Source organism: Burkholderia sp. BCC0322 (assembly GCF_902833045.1).
In the GTDB taxonomy this organism is placed as follows: domain Bacteria; phylum Pseudomonadota; class Gammaproteobacteria; order Burkholderiales; family Burkholderiaceae; genus Burkholderia.
The window spans coordinates 38112-56033 of record NZ_CADFDU010000018.1 but is presented as its reverse complement, the minus strand read 5'-3'; the positions used below and the strand labels follow the sequence as shown (position 1 = coordinate 56033).

Below are 17922 nucleotides of genomic sequence, written 5' to 3'. Positions count from 1 at the left end.
CGGGATGCATCGCACGATTCACGTCCGGCGCGCACGCTTTTCGGCCGCCTTCTCGCCCGCCGTCGCCGCCCTCCTCGCCGCCGGGCTGTTCGCCGGCGGCGCGGCCTTCGCGCAGAACACGGGTGCGACCGTCACGCCGGTCGGCAACGGCACGGTCGCGACGACCGCGCTGCCCGCGAACACCGGCGTCGCGCCGGGGACCGCCTCCGGCGCCGTCGTGCACGGCACGGCCGGCACCGCGAACACCGTCACGCCGCCGCCCGCGAATGCGACGCCCGGCCAGGTGGTCGTCGGCGGCAAGGTGCCCGACGAGGCGACCAAGGCCGCCGTGCTGCAAAAGCTGCGCGATACCTACGGCGCGACGAACGTCGTCGACCAGATCGAGGTGGGTGACGTCGCAACGCCGCCGAACTGGAGCGCGAACGTGCAGAAGCTGCTCGGCGCGCAGCTCAAGCAGATCAGCAAGGGGCAGCTGAAGATCAACGGCACGCAGATCGAGATGAAGGGCGAGGTGCACAACGAGGCGCAACGCCAGCAGCTCGCGAGCGACATGGCGAACACGCTGAACCCGACGTATACGATCAGGAACGGGCTGCGCGTATCGGCGTCCGAACAGGGCGTGCTCGACCAGACGCTCGCGAACCGCACGATCGAGTTCGAGACCGGCAGCGCGACGCTCACGCCGCAGGGCAAGCTGATTCTCGACCAGATGGCGGCCGCGCTCGCGAAGATGCAGAACCGCACCGTCGACATCATCGGCCACACCGACAACTCGGGTAACCGCACGTCGAACATCGCGCTGAGCCAGGCGCGCGCGGATGCGGTGAAGGGCTACCTGATCACGAAGAGCATTCCGCCGCAGCAGATGACGACGACGGGCGTCGGGCCGGATCAGCCGATCGCGCCGAACGATACGGCGGACGGGCGGGCGAGGAATCGGAGAATCGAGTTCCGGGTGGGGCAGTAACGGGGAATCGACCGGCCGCTTCCATGCGAAGCGGCACGGCACACGACGGGCGGCCGCAGCGATGCGCCGCCCGTGTTGCGTTTACGACTGCTCGTCCGGCCGCACGCCCAGCAGCTCGCGAATATGCGATAGCGAGCCGTCGTCCTTCACGACGCTCTCGAGCCACTTGTGCAGCGGCATGTCGGCCCATTCGGCGGCCTTGTCGGCGAGATAGGCGACCGGGCTGTGCGGCTCGGTCTGGCGGAAATAGCGGGCGACCGCGCGCAACTGATCGACGGCCTGCGCACGGTTCTGGATGCCGGCGATCATCTGCGGCACCGGGGCGCGCGGTACGGGCTGCGGCTGCACATGAGTCTCCTCGGTCTGGATCGGATTGCCGAACACCGGCTCGATGCGTTCGGGCTGCGCCTGCGGCGCCGACTGCGTGTGCGGCGCGCTGCCCGTATAGCCCTGCTCGCGCGCAAAGCGCTCGGCGAGCCGGTACACGGTCTCGAACGCGTCGCGCGCCTGCCGGAAGCTCGGCGCGGAATCGCCGGCGCGCTCGACGAGCCGCTCCTCGAACGCATCGAGCGCGAATTCGAACGCCTTCAGGTTCGCGAGCAACGCCGTGTAGAACGCGATCGACGTCACGCGCCGCGACGAATCGATCTGCTCGATCGACGGCTTGCCGCGTGCGATCTCGTCCGCGTGTTCAGGGTCGCGCTTGATGGCCTGTGCAACGTGCTGCGCCACTTCCCAGTCGAGCGTGCTGAACGCGTTCGACGCGCCGTCCGTCATCGGCACCGCGCGCAGCAGCTCGGCCGTACGGCCGGACAGCCATGCGACGTTGCCGAGCCGGTGCTCGGTGTCGTCGTCCTCGGGCAGCGGGTGCACGGTGTCCCAGAAGTCGCGGCACAGGCCCTCGAGCAGCGCATAGCCTTCGGTGAGGCCGGTGATGCCGTCCTCGAGCGCGAGCGCCTCGGTCAGCCACACGGCGAGCCGCAGGTCCTTCGTGCGCGTGCGCAGCAGTTCGCCCGCATGGTCGACCACGAAGCCCCAGTCGGCCTCCTTGATCTCGGTCACCCATTCGCCCTGGTCGAGCGTCGGATCGTCGTAGCGCCGCGCATCCTGGATCGCGTCGAATTCGTTCGAAAACAGCAGGTCGTCGCCGCTGGGCGACGCATCGCTGATCGGCGTCAGCAGCTCGGGGAGATTGATCGGCATGGTTCGGTCAGTTCATCAATGCTTGGTGATGCGCGGCCGCGCTCATTCGACGGTGTACGTGAATTCGCCGGCCTCGTCCGCGCGCACCGCGATGCGCGCGATGGCCTCGCCGTCGGCGATCCGGCCAAGCACGTGGCCCGCGATCTCCGGCAGCAGCGTGCCGTTGAGAATGTGGTCGACGTTGCGGGCGCCCGAATCGACCTCGGTGCAGCGCGCGAGCACCGCATCGACGAGCGATTCGTCCCATTCGAACGCCGCCTTGTGGTTCGTCTCGATCCGGCGGCGGATCCGCTCGAGCTTCAGCTCGATGATCTCGGCCAGCACGTCGTCGGAAATCGGGTAGTACGGCACGACCTTCATCCGCCCGAGGAAAGCGGGCTTGAAGGTCTTGTACAGCTGCGGGCGCAGCGTCTCGGCGAGCGCGTCCGGGTCGGGCAGTTCCTCGGCCGGCTTGTTCAGGCACGCCTGCATCACCGCGGCGGAGCCGACGTTCGACGTCAGGATGATCAGCGTGTTGCGGAAGTCGATCTCGCGCCCTTCCGCATCGTCCATCGCGCCCTTGTCGAACACCTGGAAGAACATCTCGAGCACGTCGGGGTGCGCCTTCTCGACCTCGTCGAGCAGCACGACGGAATACGGGTTGCGGCGCACGGCCTCGGTCAGCACGCCGCCTTCGCCGTAGCCGACGTAGCCCGGCGGCGAGCCCTTCAGGCCCGACACGCTGTGCGCCTCCTGGTACTCGCTCATGTTGATCGTGACCATCTTGCGCTCGCCGCCGTACAGGATGTCGGCCAGCGCGAGCGCCGTCTCGGTCTTGCCGACGCCCGACGGCCCGACGAACATGAACACGCCGCGCGGCTTGTTCGGATCCTCGAGGTTCGCGGTCGCGGTGCGCACGCGCTGCGCAATCGCGTCGAGCGCATGGTCCTGGCCGATCACGCGCGCGGCAAGCAGCGGCTGCAGGTTCAGCACGGTGTCGATCTCGTCCTTCACCATCCGGCCGAGCGGAATGCCCGTCCACGCGGCGACGATCTCGGCAACCACATGGCCGTCGACCTGCAGCGGCACCATCGGCTCGCCGCCCTGCAGCGCGTGCAGCGCGGCGACGCGCTCGGCGAGCTTGTCGCGGGTCGCCTGCACGTCGACCGGCTGGCCGTCTTCCGACGGGCCGCGGGCCTTGTCGAGCGCTTCGCGCAACGCGGTGATCTCGGCGACGATCGCGCGCTCGGCTTCATAGCGCGCCTCGTCCTTCGCGAGCTGTTCGAGCGCGGTGTCACGCGTGCCGCGCAGCTCGCCGAGCCGCTCGTCGTGCGACGCGCCGCCGGCCGCCTCGCGCTCCAGCGACGCGATTTCGGCGTCGATCCGCTCGATGCGCTTCTTCGTGTCGTCGATCGCCGCCGGCGTCGCGCTGTGCGCGAGCGCGACCTTCGCGCACGCGGTGTCGAGCACGCTGATCGCCTTGTCCGGCAGCTGGCGGCCGCTGATGTAGCGGTGCGACAGGCGCACGGCCTCGGTGATCGCGTCGTCGAGGATCCGCACGTTGAAGTGCTTCTCCATCAGGCCGGACATCCCGCGCAGCATCGCGGCCGCGAGCGGCTCGCCCGGCTCCTCGACCTTCACGACCTGGAAGCGGCGTGCGAGCGCCGCGTCCTTCTCGAAGTACTTCTTGTATTCGCTCCACGTCGTCGCGGCGATCGTGCGCAGCTCGCCGCGCGCGAGCGCCGGCTTCAGCAGGTTCGCCGCGTCGTTCTGGCCGGCCTGGCCACCCGCGCCGATGATCGTGTGCGCCTCGTCGATGAACAGGATGATCGGGTGCGCGCTCTTCTTCACCTCGTCGATCACGCTCTTCAGGCGGTTCTCGAACTCGCCCTTCACGCTCGCGCCGGCCTGCAGCAGCCCCATGTCGAGCACGTGCAGCGCGACGCCGCGCAACGGCGGCGGCACGTCGTCGGCCGCGATGCGCAGCGCGAGGCCCTCGACGACCGCCGTTTTGCCGACGCCGGCCTCGCCGGTCATGATCGGGTTGTTCTGGCGGCGGCGCATCAGGATGTCGATCGCCTGGCGGATCTCGGCTTCGCGGCCGATCACCGGGTCGATCTTGCCGTCGCGTGCGCGCTGCGTGAGGTTGGTCGTGTACGTGTCGAGCGCGGGCGTCTTCGACGGGCCGGCCGCGGGTGCCGCGCCGTCAGCCGCCGGCGTCATGCCGTTGTCGTCCGCCTCGGCCTGGCGCGGCTCGGCCTCGCTCGACCCGGCCACGATCTCGTCGAACTTGTGCTTCAGGTCCGTCACGTTCACTTCCGCGAACTGCGACGACATCCGCTGCGCGAACTGCGCGAGATCCGGCGCGGTCAGCAGTGCGAGCAGCAGGTGCCCGGAACGGATGCGGCCGAGCTGCGAATCGAGCGACGCGATCAGCCACGCCTGCTCGAACAGCGCGATCAGGTGCACGGAAAACACCGGCGTGCGCGTGTTGCCCGTCTTCAGGCGCGTCAGCTCGCGCTCCAGGTCGGCACGCAGCGCATGCGGATCGACGCGGCTTGCGCGCAGCGCGAGCGGAAGGTCGCCCGCCGGCTCCTCGAGCAACGCGAGGAACAGGTGCTCCAGATCGACCTCGTAATGGCCGCGCGCCAGGCACGCGCTTGCCGCACGCTCGGTCGCGTGACGGCACAGCGGGTTCAGTTTCGTGATCAGGGTCTTCAGAGGCGTGCTCATGGCGTCGATCTCAGGTTCGTTGCGTGTTTGTTGTCGTTCGGTATCAGTGAATCACGTGCAGTTCGTAGCGGGCGTCGGTGCGGTCCTCATGCGCTTCGCGCGTGCACAGGAACGCGTCCCAGCCGAGCCGCGAGCCCGCGCCGAGCACGCTCGCGCCAACCTCGGTGCGCTTGAGCACGAGCTTCACCTCGTATTCGAGCGTGACGCCGGCGAGCAGCGTCAGCATCCGCTCCAGCGCGATGGCGTGCGCGCCGCCGGGCAGGAACGCCTCGTAGTCGCGCTTCGACAGCGGGCCGACGACGATCCGCGCGCGCATGTCGCGCTGCCAGACGCGTTCGCCGACGAGCGCCGTCGCGCCGAGCACCGCGTTGACTTCGCCGAGCACGCTCAGTTGGTCGGGCGGCACGTCGTACCACTTGCCGACGAACTGGTCGATCTTCACCGGCACGCGGAAATAGTCGGACAGCGTGCGCTGCAGGTACGCGGCCGACATCGGCCGGTGGCGCGCGGCCAGCGCATAGCCGGCAACGGCCTCGTCGAGCACGCCGCCCACACCGGCCGCAAGGCTGTCGCGCACCTCGTCGCTCGGCACGCCGGCGATCGCGAGCAGCAGCGGCAGATAGCGCTCGTCGCGGTCGAGCTCGTAATGGAACGGCAGCCGGTATTTCTTCCACGCGGCATAGAACAGCGCGGTCGCGCGGTTCGAGAACACGTCGAAGAATGCGCGCGCCGCATGGTCGCGCTTCAGGTGCTCGCGCGCAATGATCTGCTCGGTGTAATGCAGCGGCAGCGCGCCCTGCCCGCCGAGCAGCCCGAAGAACGCGGGCGTCAGCTCGACGTGGCCGAGCTCGCCGGCCGCGAGCGCCGCGCCGCGCGCCTCGCCCGTCTTGAGCTGCGTGCCGTCGTCGTCGAACGAGCGCGCGCCTTCGATCTCGCTCGGCGGAAAGCCGAGCGACAGCGTGTTGCGGAATTCGATGCGCTGCGCGACCACATCGCCCTGCCGCCACGCGCCGGGCGCATCCGACGCCTGCCGCGCGAACAGCCCTTCGAGCACGCGCACGGCCTGGAAGAACTCGAAGCGGTGCGGCTCGTCGAGCAGCGCGTCGACTACGCCAGGATCGATTCGCCGGTTCGGGGCTTGCATCGGATGATCTCCTCGCCGGTGCGCTTCGACACCACGACTAATTGAATGAAACTGTTGAGGTGCACATACAGCCCGAAGAAGCTGTCGAGCACGCGCACGAACGAGGCCAGGCTCGCGCCGACGAAGTGTTCCTCGTCGATCGTCAGGCGGATCTCGATGCCGCGCACGAAGGTGGCGAACGGCTTGCCGGGCAGCCACTGCACGGCGCCGCGCTGCTCGACGCCGGCGAGGCCGTCGATCTGGCGCATCGACACGGCGGTGCGCCGCAGGTCGTACAGCGTCAGCATTTCCTTCAGCGGCGCAAGGCCGTGCGCGACCAGCGACACGTGATTGAGCGCGAGGTGCGACACGAGCCGCCAGTGCGCGGCGCGGCCGCGCTCGAAGCGCACGCTCTGCGTCGGGCGGCGCAACAGCGAAATGCCGCTCGTCTGCGCACCGCCTTCCTGGAACAGGTCGCCGCCTTCGAGCCCGAACGCGAGCATCGACGGCAGGTCGCGGTTCGTGCAGGTGAGGTCGAGGCTCAGCGTGTCGGTCTGCGGCGAGGTCGGCTCGAAATCGATGTCGACGATCGAGATCTCGGTTTCGTAGCCGGGGCTCTTCTGCGCGACCCAGTCGTTGCGGCGCGCGAACCAGTAATGGCCGATCCGTGCCGATTCGCCGTGATGCAGCGAATAGAACGGCCGGAACTCGATCACCGATTCCTCGTGCGCCTGCTGCCTGACGAGCTTCACCGAATCGATCGAATACACCTCGTACGCGAACGCGCGCCGCGCCTCGGCGATCACCGGGTAGGACACCGCGCGGTGCGTGATGCGGATCGGCTCGCCGTGCTGGCGGAACAGGTTGACGATCGGCGTGCAGAACAGCCGGAAGTGGCTCGCCGTCAGCAGTTCGAGCAGCCGTGCGACATGCGAATCGCTGCGCACGTCCTGCAGCACGAGATGCAGCGTCGCGCGCTGGCAGCGGCCGCTCGCGCGCGCGATCGCCGCGATGTCGAAGTCGACGAAATCGAACTTGTCGGGGAACGCGAAGTATTCGGTGAGCAGGCGATACGCGGGATGCGATTTCGCCGGGTAGTCGATCAGCGCGTCGTCCTCGTCGAAGCCGGCGTGCGCGATCGGCAGCTTGCGCAGCGCCGTCCAGCGGCCGTTGCGCTCGGGCTCGACATACGCGCCGAGCACGTTGACGAACAGGCAGTCGGTCAGCGCGGCGACGAACGACTGCTCGCCGTGCAGGTGCGCGCGCAGCGTCGGCAGCTTCAGTGCACCGAGATCGAGCTGCGCGGCGAGCGATTCGAACGTGATCGAGATCACGCCGGTCGCATTGGACGGCAGCACGGTCGCGCTCGGCGCGAGCGCAACCGGCGTGTAGCGCGCTTCCGAAATGCGGATCGGCGCGAGCGTCACGTCATAGGCGGTGCGGAACCGGCACTGCACGCCGCGGATCGGGCGGCTCTTCAGCTCGGTGCCGCGATCGATCACGACCGGTTCGGTCTGCTGGCCGGGCGAGGCCGGCGTGAACTGCGCGATCGAGCACGACGGGAACGGCCGCAGGTAGTGCGGATACAGCACTTCCAGCAGCGCTTCGGTGAATTCGGGGTAATCGTCGTCGAGCTTCTTGTTGATGCGTGCGCCAAGCAGCGCGAACGACTCGATCATCCGCTCGACGTGCGGATCCTCGCAATGCTCGCCGGACAGCGCGAGCCGCGCCGCGATCTTCGGATAGCGTTCGGCGAAATCTCGCGAATAGCGCCGCAAAAACGATAATTCGCGCTCGTAATACGGCAGCAATTCTTCCATCGACGACCCCGAACCTCAATATTTCCTGCCGGACCTGGTCCACCACCGGGCGGTCCGGCCCGCTCGGCGGCTTGATTTACTGCATTCTGGCCGCGCGTGCGCGCGTGACCGAATACTGGAGCGTCGACGGCTGCAGCATCGCGTCGAAACTCACCGGCTCTTCGGCCGGGTGCACGACGAGCAGCGCCTGGATCGCGAAGTAGAGCGCGTTGGTCGCCTGCTCGTTCAGCTCGAACGTCACCTGAACCTGCTGCAGGCGCGGCTCATGACGCGCGATCGCCTGCTGGATCGACTTGCAGATGAACGCGCGGTCGTAGTGACTCGCGAGGCTCAGCCCCGCGAAATCGTTCAGCCCGTAGGTCAGCACCGACTTCTGGCATTCCGGCAGCGCGGCCAGCTCGTTCTCGGTGTGCGCGATACGGGTGTTGAGGATCGCCTCGACGTCGCGGGCGACCGTGTTCTTGAGCTCGTCCAGCGACAATTGCCGCATCGCTGCCGAGGCCGGCAGGTGCGGTTCGTCGTCGAACAGCTTGTCGAGAAAACTGGGTTCGAATCGTTTCATCGGCCGGCGAAAACTGCGAAAACGACAACGGGACGCCGTGCGCCCCGTTGCCGCAACCGACCTTAGACCGCGTAGGTCTTGTCGTTCTTCGTCAGACTCCAGGCGCCTTGCGTGTTGCCGCCCTGGTTGCCGCCGATCTTCTGCTGGGTTTGCTTCCACTGCACAGCTGCGTACTTCAGCGAGAACGTCTCGAGCGGCAGACCTTCTTCGCGAACGCTCGGGGCGATGCTCGAGATGATCACGTACTTGAGCTTGACTTCCAGATACTGCACGCGCTTGCCTTCACCGTCCGCGCGCGAGAAATGGACCGTCACCTCGTCGAACGTGGTGCCGCCCGAAGCGTGTTGGTACAGCAGCGGGCTCGACGAATCGATTTCCTTCGTGAAAATCATGTCGCCGTGCTCGCAACGCGTCATCGTGTGACCGCCAGCGGTCGATGCGGTTGCCGAACGCGGCTGAACGATCGAGTGATCCCATGATTTCAGTTCGATCCAGCCCTGGTGGTCCTTGTCCGCGGACTCGCCCTTCACCGCGGGACTACCAAACTGCAAGTGCATATGTAACATGGCCCTTCGACTCCCCAAAGAGGTGGTTTTAACGTCCTACCCAGGCGGCCCGCCCGGGCGATCTACTCGCTTATGAATTTGCCGGTTTGGGCAGATCAGCGACAAGTCGCAGAGAAATCGAGAGTTCGTCGAGCTGAAAGTGCGGGCGCAGGAACGCGACCGAACGATACGAGCCCGGCTTGCCCGGAATCTCCGACACTTGTATGGATGCCTCGCGCAGCGGAAATTGCGCTTTCTGTTCCTGCGAGGCGTTGTCGTCGAGCAGGACGTACTGCGAAATCCACCGGTTGAGGAAAGTCTCCACGTTCTGCGCCGATGCGAAGCTGCCGATCTTGTCCCGCATCATCGCCTTCAGGTAGTGCGCAACGCGCGATACCGAGAAGATGTACTGAAGCTGGGCGGACAGGACAGCGTTCGCATTCGCGCTGTCGGTGCTGTATTTCTTGGGCTTCTGCACCGACTGCGCAGCGAAGAACGCGGCGTAATCTGAATTCTTGCAATGGACGAGCGGGATGAAGCCGAGGTCGCTCAGCTCCTTCTCGCGGCGATCCGTGATCGCGATTTCGGTCGGGCACTTCAGCGCGACTTCACCGTCGTCGGTCTTGAACGTGTGGGTCGGCAGATCCTCGACGAGGCCGCCGCCTTCGACGCCGCGGATCGCCGCGCACCAGCCGAAGTCGTCGAATGCGGCCGTCAGGCGCGCGGCGAACGCCCACGCGGCGTTGCACCACAGGTACTTGTCGTGGTCGGTGCCGTCGACGTCCTCGACGAAGTTGAAGTTCTCCGCGGTCTGGCCGTCCTTCGGATTGAACGGCAGGCGGCCGAGGAAGCGCGGCAGCGTCAGGCCGACGTAGCGCGAATCTTCGGCGTCGCGGAACGACTTCCACTTCGCATATTCGACCGTATCGAACACCTTGCCGAGGTCGCGCGGCTTGCCGAGGTCGGAGAACGACTCGAGGCCGAGCAGCTCGGGCGACGCCGACGCGATGAACGGCGCATGCGCGGCCGCCGCGACGTGCGACATCTGCTCGATGAAGTACATGTCTTCCGGCTGGCGCGAGATCTCGTAATCGCCGATCAGCGCACCGAACGGCGAGCCGCCGAACGTGCCGAACTCTTCTTCGTAGACCTTCTTGAACAGCGCGCTCTGGTCGAACTCGCTCGCGCCCTTGAAGTCGCGCACGAGGTCGCGCTTCGGTGCGTGCAGCGCCTTGATCTTGATCGTCTGGCCGGTGTTGCTTTCCTTGACCAGGTAATCCATCCCGCGCCACGTGCTTTCGAGGCGCTGGAATTCCGGCGCGTGCATCACCGCGGAAAGCTGCGTGGAAATCAGGCGGTCGAGTTCCGCGACGCGCGCGTCGATCGTGGCCGACAGGTTGTCCGACACGATCACCGTGCCGTCGAGCACCTGGTGCACGAGTTCGCCGATCAGGTCCTTCGCACGCGCATGCTCGGAATCGGATTTCGCGACCTTGCTCTTCTCGACGATGTCGTCGAGCAGCGAAGTCCCGGCGGCGTAATCCGCGCCGCTCGCTTGGGCCGCAGCCGTTTGCTGGTTCATCTCAACACTCCGTCGTCATTCGCCGTCTTTGTCGCCGCCCGTGCCCTTCGCGAGCTCCTGCAGCTGCTGCGTGTTCTTCAGCACCTCGGACAGCAGATCCTCGAGCTTGTCGTTGCCGGCGAGCTTGTTGCGCAGGTCGGCGAGCTTCGAGCGCGCCTCGAGCAGGCGGCGCAGCGGCTCGACCTGTTCGACGACTTCGTCCGGGCTGAAATCCGACAGCGAACGGAACTTCAGGTCGACCGCGAACTTGCCGCCTTCCGGGCTCAGGCGGTTTTCCACCTGGAACGCGGCGCGCGGCTCGATCGCCTTCATCACGTCGTCGAAATTGTCGCGATCGATGTTGACGAATTTACGGTCGCGCAGCTTCGGCTGCTCGATTTCGGACTGGCCCGCCAGATCGCCGACGACCCCGACGACGAACGGCAGTTCCTTCACCTCGATCGCGTCGCCCTTCTCGACCTCGTAGGTCAGTTGGACGCGCGGCGGCCGTATTTTCTGCAAGCTTTTCTGAATGCTTTCTTTCTTGGCCATCTCGACGGCTCCCAGGTTAGTTGTGGTTATCGCGTCAGTTTGCGGTCAGTTGCGCAGCGCGCCGAACGGATCCGCGTTGCCCTTCTGCGGCGTGGTGGGCGGCGTCGGCGTAGTGGCGGCCGCCTCGGCCGTCGGTGCAGCACCGCCGGCCTTCGGACGATGCACGACCCGGCGCGGCGGGCGCGGCTTCACAAGCTTCTGCTCCGGCGGGAACAGCGCCGATTCGCCCAGCGTGTCGCGCAGCTGCTTCGCGAGCGCCTGTGCGTCGGACTTCGCGTCACCCGCGAGCGAGGAATCCTGGCGCAGCTCGCCGAGCGACTGCGTTGCGATCCGCAGGCCGGCCACGGCCAGCACGCTCTTCGCCTGACGGTCGGTCGCGTCTCGCTGCAGGGCTTCCTGCGCGGCAACGATTGCCTGACCGTAGTGGTTCTGCGCGAACTGGATTTGCGCGATGCGCGACCACGGCTCCTCGCGCGTCGGATCCGACTTCGCGAGCTGCTGATACAGGCCGAGGGCCTTGTCCTGATCCCCCGCCTTCGCAACTGCGTCCGCGTCCGCCAGCGACTTGTTGAACACCTCGGCGGTCGGCGGTGCGGGAGGCTGGCTCGCACAGCCGGCGATCACGCCGCAAGCCACTACTACCCCAGACAGTTTTGCGAAGAGACGGTCTTTCATCGTTATATCCACCGGCGCGTGAGTTTTAAATCGTTGAGAATCTGGTTCTTTTGCTTTGCAAGAAGCGCGCGGGTATAGTACCGATCAATTTTTCATAATTCAATCGTCGTGTGAAGAGTAATTCCTTTTAAAACCGGGCGCTACCCCCTCCAATGGCCTATCGCGGCGGGCTCGCAGCGATTTTTCTCTCGGCCGGAATGGGCAAGTTTTACTGGTTCCGCGACGTGCCGCCGGGGTGGCGGCAAAATTTTCCGGGCGCCTGCCACGATGCGGGCGTGCTTAATAATTGAACAGTGCAATGCCGGGGATACGCAGCGAACGCGGAAATACCCGGCAGATTTGACAGGGATAAAAGGCGGCACGCCGGAAATACGATGAGATCGTTGATGATTCGCTACGCGCTGCCGCTGGTTGCCTGCGCCCTCCTGGCCGGATGCGCGGCCGCCCCGCTGCTCGGCTCGGCCGCGAGCGCCGTGATGTCCGCGGCCGGTATCGGCAAGCCCGAGGTGCCCGACGCGCAAAAGCCGCCGCGCAACCTCGGCATCACGCTCGCCGCCGCGCCGAACCTGAACGCCGCGACCGACAACAAACCGCTCGCGCTCGTCGTGCGGCTCTATACGCTGAAAGACCCGACGTCGTTCCAGCAGGCGCCGTTCGACGCATTTACGGATCCGACCAAGGAAAAGGCCGCGCTGGGCGCGGATTTGCTGAACGTGCGCGAAATCACGCTGATTCCGGGCCAGCGCTATACGGCGACCGAGAAGGTTTCGCGCGAAGCGCAGGCATTCGGCATCGTCGCGCTGTTCCGCGATCCCGCACTGCAACGATGGAAACTGACGTTCGACCCGGTGAAGTCGGAGAAATCCGGCATAATCATCGGCCTGCATAATTGCGCGATGACGGTCACCGACGGCACTGTCATCGCACCGCAACAGGGTGCGCCTTCGCAACCGCTGAATTTGCTTTCTTCGGTCTCCTGCGGTTAAACAATGACGCACGAATGTCAATTAACAAGAGTTAACAATTGGCGATTTAATTCGGGCACGAACAAATCGATTACATCGCAACGCGACATTAACCGGATTTGACATGAGTTATTCGGCCAAGGTGCTGTGGGGGGAAGGGCTGTTCCTCCGGCCTCAACACTTTCAGCGGCAGGACGCGTACCACGAAGCGCGCCTGTTCGAATCGATCCAGGCGATCCAGCCGTACAACTGGGGCGTGCGCTCGGTGCGCATCGACCGGGACGCGCTCGGCAGCAACGTGCTGCGGGTGGCCGAGCTCGCGCTCGTGTTCCCGGACGGCGCGCTGTATGCCGCGCCGCAGGCCGACGACCTGCCGCCGCCGATCGCGCTGGACACGCTGCCTGACGGCATCAACGAATTCGTGTTCTATCTTGCGCTGCACCCGCTGCGCGAGAACGGCACCAACTACAGCGACGATCCGTCCGCCGGCTTCATGACGCGTTTCGTCAGCGAGCAGACGAGCGTCGGCGACAACTTCACCGACGCGGCCGAAGCCGACATCACGTTCCTGAAGACGCAGGTCAAGCTGATCGCGCACAGCGAGCCGCGCGACCAGCTGCTGTCGGTGCCGCTCGTGCGCGTGCGCCGCACCGCGACGTCCGGTTTCGAGATCGACGACAGCTTCGTGCCGCCGTGCCTCGCGATCGACGCGTCGCCGATCCTGCACCAGCGGCTGCGCCAGCTCGTCGACGCGCTGCAGGCGAAGGTGAACGCGCTGTACGGCTTCCACCGCGAGCCGTCGAAGAACATCATCGAGTTCCGCTCGGGCGACATCGCGTCGTTCTGGCTGCTGCACACCGCGAACGCCGCGTTCGCGACGCTCGCGCACCTGCACCAGCACTCCGCGCTGCATCCGGAGCGGCTGTTCCAGGAACTGCTGCGTCTCGCGGGCCAGCTGATGACGTTCTCGAAGGGCTACACGCTCGCCGACCTGCCGGTGTACCGCCACGACGATCCGGGCCCGAGCTTTGCGCGTCTCGACCTGATGCTGCGCGAGCTGCTCGACACCGTGATCTCGACGCGCTACTTCGCGATCACGCTGGACGAGGTGCGCCCGTCGTTCCACCTCGGCCGCCTCGATTCCGGCAAGATCGACGACAAGACCGAGTTCTACCTGGCGGTGTCCGCGGACATGCCGAGCGTCGAGCTCGTCGACGCGGTACCGGCCCGCTTCAAGGTCGGCGCGCCCGACGACGTCGACAAGCTCGTGCTGTCGGCAATGCCCGGCGTGCGGCTGTCGTACACGCCGCAGGTGCCGCCCGCGATTCCGGTCCGCCCCGGCGCATGCTACTTCGCGCTCGATTCGCGTAGCCCGCTGTACGAGCGCATGCTGCAGGCCCAGTCCGCGATGATCTACGCGCCGACTGGCATCAATGACCTGAAATTCGAACTGATCGCGGTCACATCATGAGCTACGCGCCTTCCCTGTTCGGCGACAACGCGCCGGCCCCCCTGCATACCCCGGCGTCGACCGACGCCTCGTTCCAGGCCCGTTCGCTGCTCGACCTGCTGTACGACGGGTTCTTCATGCTGTTCCTGCTCAAGAACGGGCGGGAGCCGGAGAGCGCGGGCGAATTCAGCACGCGGATCCAGGAGTTCCTGTCGGACTTCGAGCGCGGCGCGAAGAAGCTGAATATCGCGGCTGAAGACGTGTACGGCGCGAAGTTCGCGTTCTGCGCGGCGATCGACGAGATGGTGCTGTCGTCGCAGTTCAAGATCCGCACGGACTGGGAGCGCCGGCCGCTGCAGCTCGTGCTGTTCGGCGAGCAGCTCGCGGGCGAGAAGTTCTTCCAGTATCTCGAGGATTGCCGCGCGCAGGGCGCGGCGCGGCTGCAGTCACTCGAAGTGTTTCACATGTGCCTGCTGCTCGGGTTCCAGGGCAAGTATCTGCTCGAAGGGCCGGAGAAGCTGGCTTACCTTACCGCGCGGCTGGGGGACGAGATCGCGCATATGAAGGGCAAGCGGGCGCCGTTCGCGCCGCATTGGCCGTTGCCGGATCAGATCGCGCATCGACTCAAGCGCGAGGTGCCGGTTTGGGCGATCGGGGCCGTGTTCGCGCTGGTCGCGCTGCTCGGGTATCTCGGGCTCAACACGTATCTGAAGGACAAGACGCTGCAGGCGCTGGCGCCTTATTCGCAGGTGATCAAGGTCGGGCCGGAGTCGGCTAATTTGACGATTTCGTTGCCTTGAGAGCCGTCGACGTAGTGCTTCGTTCGAACACGGCTGCTTGATGAAGAAAGGACCGCCCGGCGGTCCTTTTTGACTGTGGCGCGGAGTGTGCGTCGTCAGAGCAGAATGAACTCGTCGTTATCGATGTAGTACACGAATGCGTCGAGCAGTTGCGCGATGCTCGGTTCGTCAACCTGATCATGCGCGTTGATCACGATGTCTTCGATCGTTGCGCTGTTCAGTGTGATGCGCCAGCCGGGTTGAAGTGCGATGGCTTCGGTACTGTCGGCGTCTTCGGTGAATACGCCTTCTGTATCGAGCGTCCACGGCATCGGCGGCAGACAGAGCCAACCGGAGAAATCGCCGGGGTTTTCAAGAATGTGTTTCAGCGACATGGTGGTCGCGGTAATGGTCGACATGGGTAGCGCGGTTGTAACGGGATGGCTTGACGAGGCGCCGCAGGGCCACGTTGGCGTGGCCGACATTATGCCCATTCCGCGCCCGTGACGTTGACCGATACCGGCCATGGAGCTCACCGGTATCTTGTGTGCGAGGACGTTGCGCGGGCCGGCCGGCCATTTCATGTTCGACGCAGATGATGCTCCCGAGCAGAGCATATGCCACGCAAACCGGCGCCGGCTGTCCGACCGGTCGTTCCTCGCAGATGGGCCCTTCGTCGTACTGCGCGGTACGCCCACCGCCCGCTGAAATCGATCGCAATCAGGGCCGATTCGACTTTCGGCGCGGCGCGGTTGCGAGTAGTGTCTACGTGCCCGTATTGCGGCCCACCGGGGCCAGCCGGCGCCCGGCGCTCACCACACAACACCATACTGAACACTGGAGATCAGCGATGAAACGTTCGAAGTTCCTGCTGTCGGGCCTGCTGCTCGCGTCGGCCCTCGGCTTCACGGCCGTCGCCGCGCATGCGGAAGACCTGCTCGATTCGGTGAAGAAAGCCGGCGTGCTGCGCGTCGGCCTCGAAGGCACGTATCCGCCGTTCAACTCGCGCGGCACGTCGGGCCAGCTCGAAGGTTTCGACGTCGACGTCGCGAACGCCGTCGCCGGCAAGCTCGGCGTGAAGACGCAGTTCATCCCGACCGAATGGAGCGGCATCATCGCGGGCCTGCAGGCCGGCAAGTTCGACGTGATCGTCAACCAGGTCACGATCACGCCGCAGCGCAAGGAAGCGCTCGACTTCAGCGAGCCGTACACGTACTCGGCCGCGCAGCTGATCCAGCGCAAGGACGACACGCGCAACTTCAAGTCGCTCGACGACTTCAAGGGCAAGAAGCTCGGCGTGACGCTCGGTACCAACTATGACCAGATGGCGCGCACCGTGCCGGGCATCGAGGTGCAGACGTATCCGGGCGCGCCGGAGAAGCTGCGCGACCTCGCCGCGGGCCGGATCGAGGCGACGCTCGACGACCGCCTGATGCTGCCGTACATGATCAAGACGTCGAACCTGCCGCTGCGCGCGGGCGCGGTGCTGAACGGCGGCAAGCAGGAAATGGCGATCCCGTTCCGCAAGGGCAATCCGAAGTTCGAGAAGGCGATCAACGACGCGCTCGATTCGCTGCGCAAGGACGGCACGCTGAAGAAAATTTCGATGCACTGGTTCGGCAGCGACGTGACCGTGCCGGTCGCGCAGTAAGCGGCTCGGCGCTTCAACGCGTCACGTTCTTCGTCTCGACGAAAGCGTGACGCGCCCCTTCAGGCCGCTTGATCGAAGCGCGCCAGCAGCATCCGGCCGATCGGTGTCAGCGCCGGGCGCGCAGCCACGGCGTTCAGGCGCACCTGCGTATCGTCCACCAGCCGCTTCTCGACCAGCACGGCGAACGCGGGATTCGACGGATCGACGCTGTCCGGCGCACGCGCGACGCGCAACAGCATCGAGAATTCATGCGGACTCAGCATGGTCCCTGTCTCCTGATCGCCCGCGATCCGGTTCGAACCGTCGTCGATCGTATTTTCGAATGAAATGGCGCGATGCGTGACCGCCGCGCCGCCGGGAGCGAGATCCCGGTGGGGCCGCCTGCGACGCGGGCACGTCGTCGCGAGCGGGTTGCGCACGTTCCCGGTCCGGCGGTGCCGCCGCGACGGGAACGTGCAACGTTATGAGCGCGCCGTGACGTGGCCGTGACAGGAAAACGCGGTGTTGAACAGCGCTCGTTACACGCAGTCTCGGTTGAATACCCTCAGCATCGCATGCCTGGCCGTCAGTTGCCCCATTGGCCGGCTGTTGCGCCCCCTTCATCGCGGATCGACCGAATACGGGAAACCCCCACGCCCCGATCCGCTCGCCTGGCGCATGCCGCGCACGACCACGTTCACCGCGCGCCCGAGTGTCATCCCGACGAGCACGCCCCATACCGCGAACGACAGCATCACGAAGCCGCTCGTCGCCGCCCACGGCGCGTGCACGGCGACCGCGTAATGGATGCCGGTTTCGGCGACGAACGTCAGCATCAACGTGACGAGCAGGCTCGCGTCGCCGGGCAGGCGCACACGCAGCCCCGACGAGGCCGGACGGTATTCGAGCCGCCACCGGCCCGCGTGCAGCCAGCCCAGCGCCGCGCCGCCCAGGACGGCCGCCAGCGCGATCGCATTCGCGTCGACACCCGCATGCGGAAAGAGTCCGTTCAGGCTGGCGATGCCGAGCATCCCGAACGCGACCGGCGAGATCAGCGGTCGTGCCACCGGCACCTCGCGCGGGAAACAGCGCTTGATGCCGATATGGAGCAGCACGCAGAACATGACGTAGACGTATGGCTTCAGGTGAAAGATCGCGGACATGGCCGGGCTCGCCTGATCGGAGTGGACACGGCAACACCTTACTGCCTGGTCCCGGCAGGCGGCGCGACTTGCGACGGGACGCCGGAATTCGCGGATGAGTTGCGCATCGAGGCGACGATCGCTCGGCGGATCGGGAAGGCCGATGCACCCATGAATCCGGCCGCAGGCGACTGCTGCACCGAAAGAGCCGCCTTCAACCGGCCGCTCGGTGCGTC

General features: G+C 66.1%; 17 protein-coding genes. 5 read left to right on the top strand and 12 right to left on the bottom strand.

The window, feature by feature from the left end:
* The first annotated feature begins 4 nt into the window (after positions 1 to 4).
* Positions 5 to 967, top strand: coding sequence for an OmpA family protein (locus tag HWX39_RS32360; protein ID WP_175971658.1), 963 nt, complete (start codon positions 5 to 7; stop codon positions 965 to 967).
* Between the two features lie 81 nt (positions 968 to 1048).
* On the opposite strand, the gene tssA is transcribed toward HWX39_RS32360, so the two are convergent.
* From tssA to HWX39_RS32315, 9 genes are all read right to left on the bottom strand, one after another.
* Positions 1049 to 2170: a type VI secretion system protein TssA gene (gene tssA / locus HWX39_RS32355; RefSeq protein ID WP_071335508.1), complete on the bottom strand. Its 1122-nt coding sequence runs from the start codon at positions 2168 to 2170 to the stop codon at positions 1049 to 1051.
* A gap of 42 nt (positions 2171 to 2212) precedes the next feature.
* Positions 2213 to 4882: a type VI secretion system ATPase TssH gene (gene tssH / locus HWX39_RS32350; protein WP_175971657.1), complete on the bottom strand. Its 2670-nt coding sequence runs from the start codon at positions 4880 to 4882 to the stop codon at positions 2213 to 2215.
* A 43-nt stretch (positions 4883 to 4925) separates the two neighbouring features.
* A complete protein-coding gene (tssG, locus tag HWX39_RS32345) occupies positions 4926 to 6026 on the bottom strand; it encodes a type VI secretion system baseplate subunit TssG (protein ID WP_175971656.1) in 1101 nt (366 codons plus the stop codon).
* Positions 5990 to 7825 (bottom strand): type VI secretion system baseplate subunit TssF, encoded by a 1836-nt coding sequence (gene tssF, locus HWX39_RS32340; RefSeq protein WP_175971655.1) that lies wholly within the window; start codon positions 7823 to 7825, stop codon positions 5990 to 5992. Before tssF ends, tssG begins: the two co-directional genes overlap by 37 nt.
* A 76-nt stretch (positions 7826 to 7901) precedes the next feature.
* Positions 7902 to 8387, bottom strand: a complete 486-nt coding sequence (tssE, locus tag HWX39_RS32335; RefSeq protein WP_006477092.1) for a type VI secretion system baseplate subunit TssE — start codon at positions 8385 to 8387, stop codon at positions 7902 to 7904.
* A 62-nt stretch (positions 8388 to 8449) separates the two neighbouring features.
* Entirely contained in the window at positions 8450 to 8953 is a 504-nt protein-coding gene (locus HWX39_RS32330; RefSeq protein ID WP_006477093.1) for a type VI secretion system tube protein Hcp, read from the bottom strand.
* A gap of 70 nt (positions 8954 to 9023) precedes the next feature.
* Positions 9024 to 10514, bottom strand: coding sequence for a type VI secretion system contractile sheath large subunit (gene tssC, locus HWX39_RS32325; RefSeq protein WP_011350759.1), 1491 nt, complete (start codon positions 10512 to 10514; stop codon positions 9024 to 9026).
* Between the two features lie 15 nt (positions 10515 to 10529).
* Positions 10530 to 11045 (bottom strand): type VI secretion system contractile sheath small subunit, encoded by a 516-nt coding sequence (gene tssB / locus HWX39_RS32320; protein WP_006484395.1) that lies wholly within the window; start codon positions 11043 to 11045, stop codon positions 10530 to 10532.
* A gap of 45 nt (positions 11046 to 11090) precedes the next feature.
* Positions 11091 to 11720, bottom strand: a complete 630-nt coding sequence (locus HWX39_RS32315) for a tetratricopeptide repeat protein (RefSeq protein ID WP_175971654.1) — start codon at positions 11718 to 11720, stop codon at positions 11091 to 11093.
* 374 nt (positions 11721 to 12094) lie between these two features.
* Here HWX39_RS32315 and tssJ point away from each other — a divergent pair, with 374 nt between their 5' ends.
* The 3 genes from tssJ to icmH all read left to right on the top strand — a co-directional run bounded on the left by tssJ (position 12095) and on the right by icmH (position 14935).
* Positions 12095 to 12706 carry a type VI secretion system lipoprotein TssJ gene (tssJ, locus tag HWX39_RS32310; RefSeq protein WP_011350757.1) on the top strand — a complete coding sequence of 204 codons (612 nt, stop codon included), beginning with the start codon at positions 12095 to 12097 and terminating at the stop codon, positions 12704 to 12706.
* A 103-nt stretch (positions 12707 to 12809) separates the two neighbouring features.
* The gene (gene tssK, locus HWX39_RS32305; RefSeq protein ID WP_175971653.1) at positions 12810 to 14156 is read left to right on the top strand and encodes a type VI secretion system baseplate subunit TssK; all 1347 of its coding nucleotides are present in this window, start codon (positions 12810 to 12812) and stop codon (positions 14154 to 14156) included.
* The gene (gene icmH / locus HWX39_RS32300) at positions 14153 to 14935 is read left to right on the top strand and encodes a type IVB secretion system protein IcmH/DotU (RefSeq protein WP_175971652.1); all 783 of its coding nucleotides are present in this window, start codon (positions 14153 to 14155) and stop codon (positions 14933 to 14935) included. Before tssK ends, icmH begins: the two co-directional genes overlap by 4 nt.
* Before the next feature lie 95 nt (positions 14936 to 15030).
* Here the strand turns inward: icmH and HWX39_RS32295 are convergent, their stop codons facing one another.
* A complete protein-coding gene (locus HWX39_RS32295; RefSeq protein ID WP_175971651.1) occupies positions 15031 to 15333 on the bottom strand; it encodes a hypothetical protein in 303 nt (100 codons plus the stop codon).
* 431 nt (positions 15334 to 15764) lie between these two features.
* On the opposite strand from HWX39_RS32295, the gene HWX39_RS32290 reads away from it, so the two are divergent.
* Positions 15765 to 16565, top strand: a complete 801-nt coding sequence (locus HWX39_RS32290) for a transporter substrate-binding domain-containing protein (RefSeq protein WP_069255595.1) — start codon at positions 15765 to 15767, stop codon at positions 16563 to 16565.
* 59 nt (positions 16566 to 16624) lie between these two features.
* Here HWX39_RS32290 and HWX39_RS32285 read toward each other — a convergent pair whose 3' ends face one another.
* Positions 16625 to 16828: a hypothetical protein gene (locus tag HWX39_RS32285; protein WP_175971706.1), complete on the bottom strand. Its 204-nt coding sequence runs from the start codon at positions 16826 to 16828 to the stop codon at positions 16625 to 16627.
* 336 nt (positions 16829 to 17164) lie between these two features.
* Entirely contained in the window at positions 17165 to 17707 is a 543-nt protein-coding gene (locus tag HWX39_RS32280) for a hypothetical protein (RefSeq protein WP_175971650.1), read from the bottom strand.
* Positions 17708 to 17922 lie beyond the last annotated feature (215 nt).

Coding starts and splice junctions, on each gene's coding strand:
- HWX39_RS32360 (WP_175971658.1), top strand. CDS start 5: ATGCATCGCACGATTCACGTCCGGCGCGCACGCTTTTCGGCCGCCTTC.
- tssA (WP_071335508.1), bottom strand. CDS start 2,170: ATGCCGATCAATCTCCCCGAGCTGCTGACGCCGATCAGCGATGCGTCG.
- tssH (WP_175971657.1), bottom strand. CDS start 4,882: ATGAGCACGCCTCTGAAGACCCTGATCACGAAACTGAACCCGCTGTGC.
- tssG (WP_175971656.1), bottom strand. CDS start 6,026: ATGCAAGCCCCGAACCGGCGAATCGATCCTGGCGTAGTCGACGCGCTG.
- tssF (WP_175971655.1), bottom strand. CDS start 7,825: ATGGAAGAATTGCTGCCGTATTACGAGCGCGAATTATCGTTTTTGCGG.
- tssE (WP_006477092.1), bottom strand. CDS start 8,387: ATGAAACGATTCGAACCCAGTTTTCTCGACAAGCTGTTCGACGACGAA.
- HWX39_RS32330 (WP_006477093.1), bottom strand. CDS start 8,953: ATGTTACATATGCACTTGCAGTTTGGTAGTCCCGCGGTGAAGGGCGAG.
- tssC (WP_011350759.1), bottom strand. CDS start 10,514: ATGAACCAGCAAACGGCTGCGGCCCAAGCGAGCGGCGCGGATTACGCC.
- tssB (WP_006484395.1), bottom strand. CDS start 11,045: ATGGCCAAGAAAGAAAGCATTCAGAAAAGCTTGCAGAAAATACGGCCG.
- HWX39_RS32315 (WP_175971654.1), bottom strand. CDS start 11,720: ATGAAAGACCGTCTCTTCGCAAAACTGTCTGGGGTAGTAGTGGCTTGC.
- tssJ (WP_011350757.1), top strand. CDS start 12,095: ATGAGATCGTTGATGATTCGCTACGCGCTGCCGCTGGTTGCCTGCGCC.
- tssK (WP_175971653.1), top strand. CDS start 12,810: ATGAGTTATTCGGCCAAGGTGCTGTGGGGGGAAGGGCTGTTCCTCCGG.
- icmH (WP_175971652.1), top strand. CDS start 14,153: ATGAGCTACGCGCCTTCCCTGTTCGGCGACAACGCGCCGGCCCCCCTG.
- HWX39_RS32295 (WP_175971651.1), bottom strand. CDS start 15,333: ATGTCGACCATTACCGCGACCACCATGTCGCTGAAACACATTCTTGAA.
- HWX39_RS32290 (WP_069255595.1), top strand. CDS start 15,765: ATGAAACGTTCGAAGTTCCTGCTGTCGGGCCTGCTGCTCGCGTCGGCC.
- HWX39_RS32285 (WP_175971706.1), bottom strand. CDS start 16,828: ATGCTGAGTCCGCATGAATTCTCGATGCTGTTGCGCGTCGCGCGTGCG.
- HWX39_RS32280 (WP_175971650.1), bottom strand. CDS start 17,707: ATGTCCGCGATCTTTCACCTGAAGCCATACGTCTACGTCATGTTCTGC.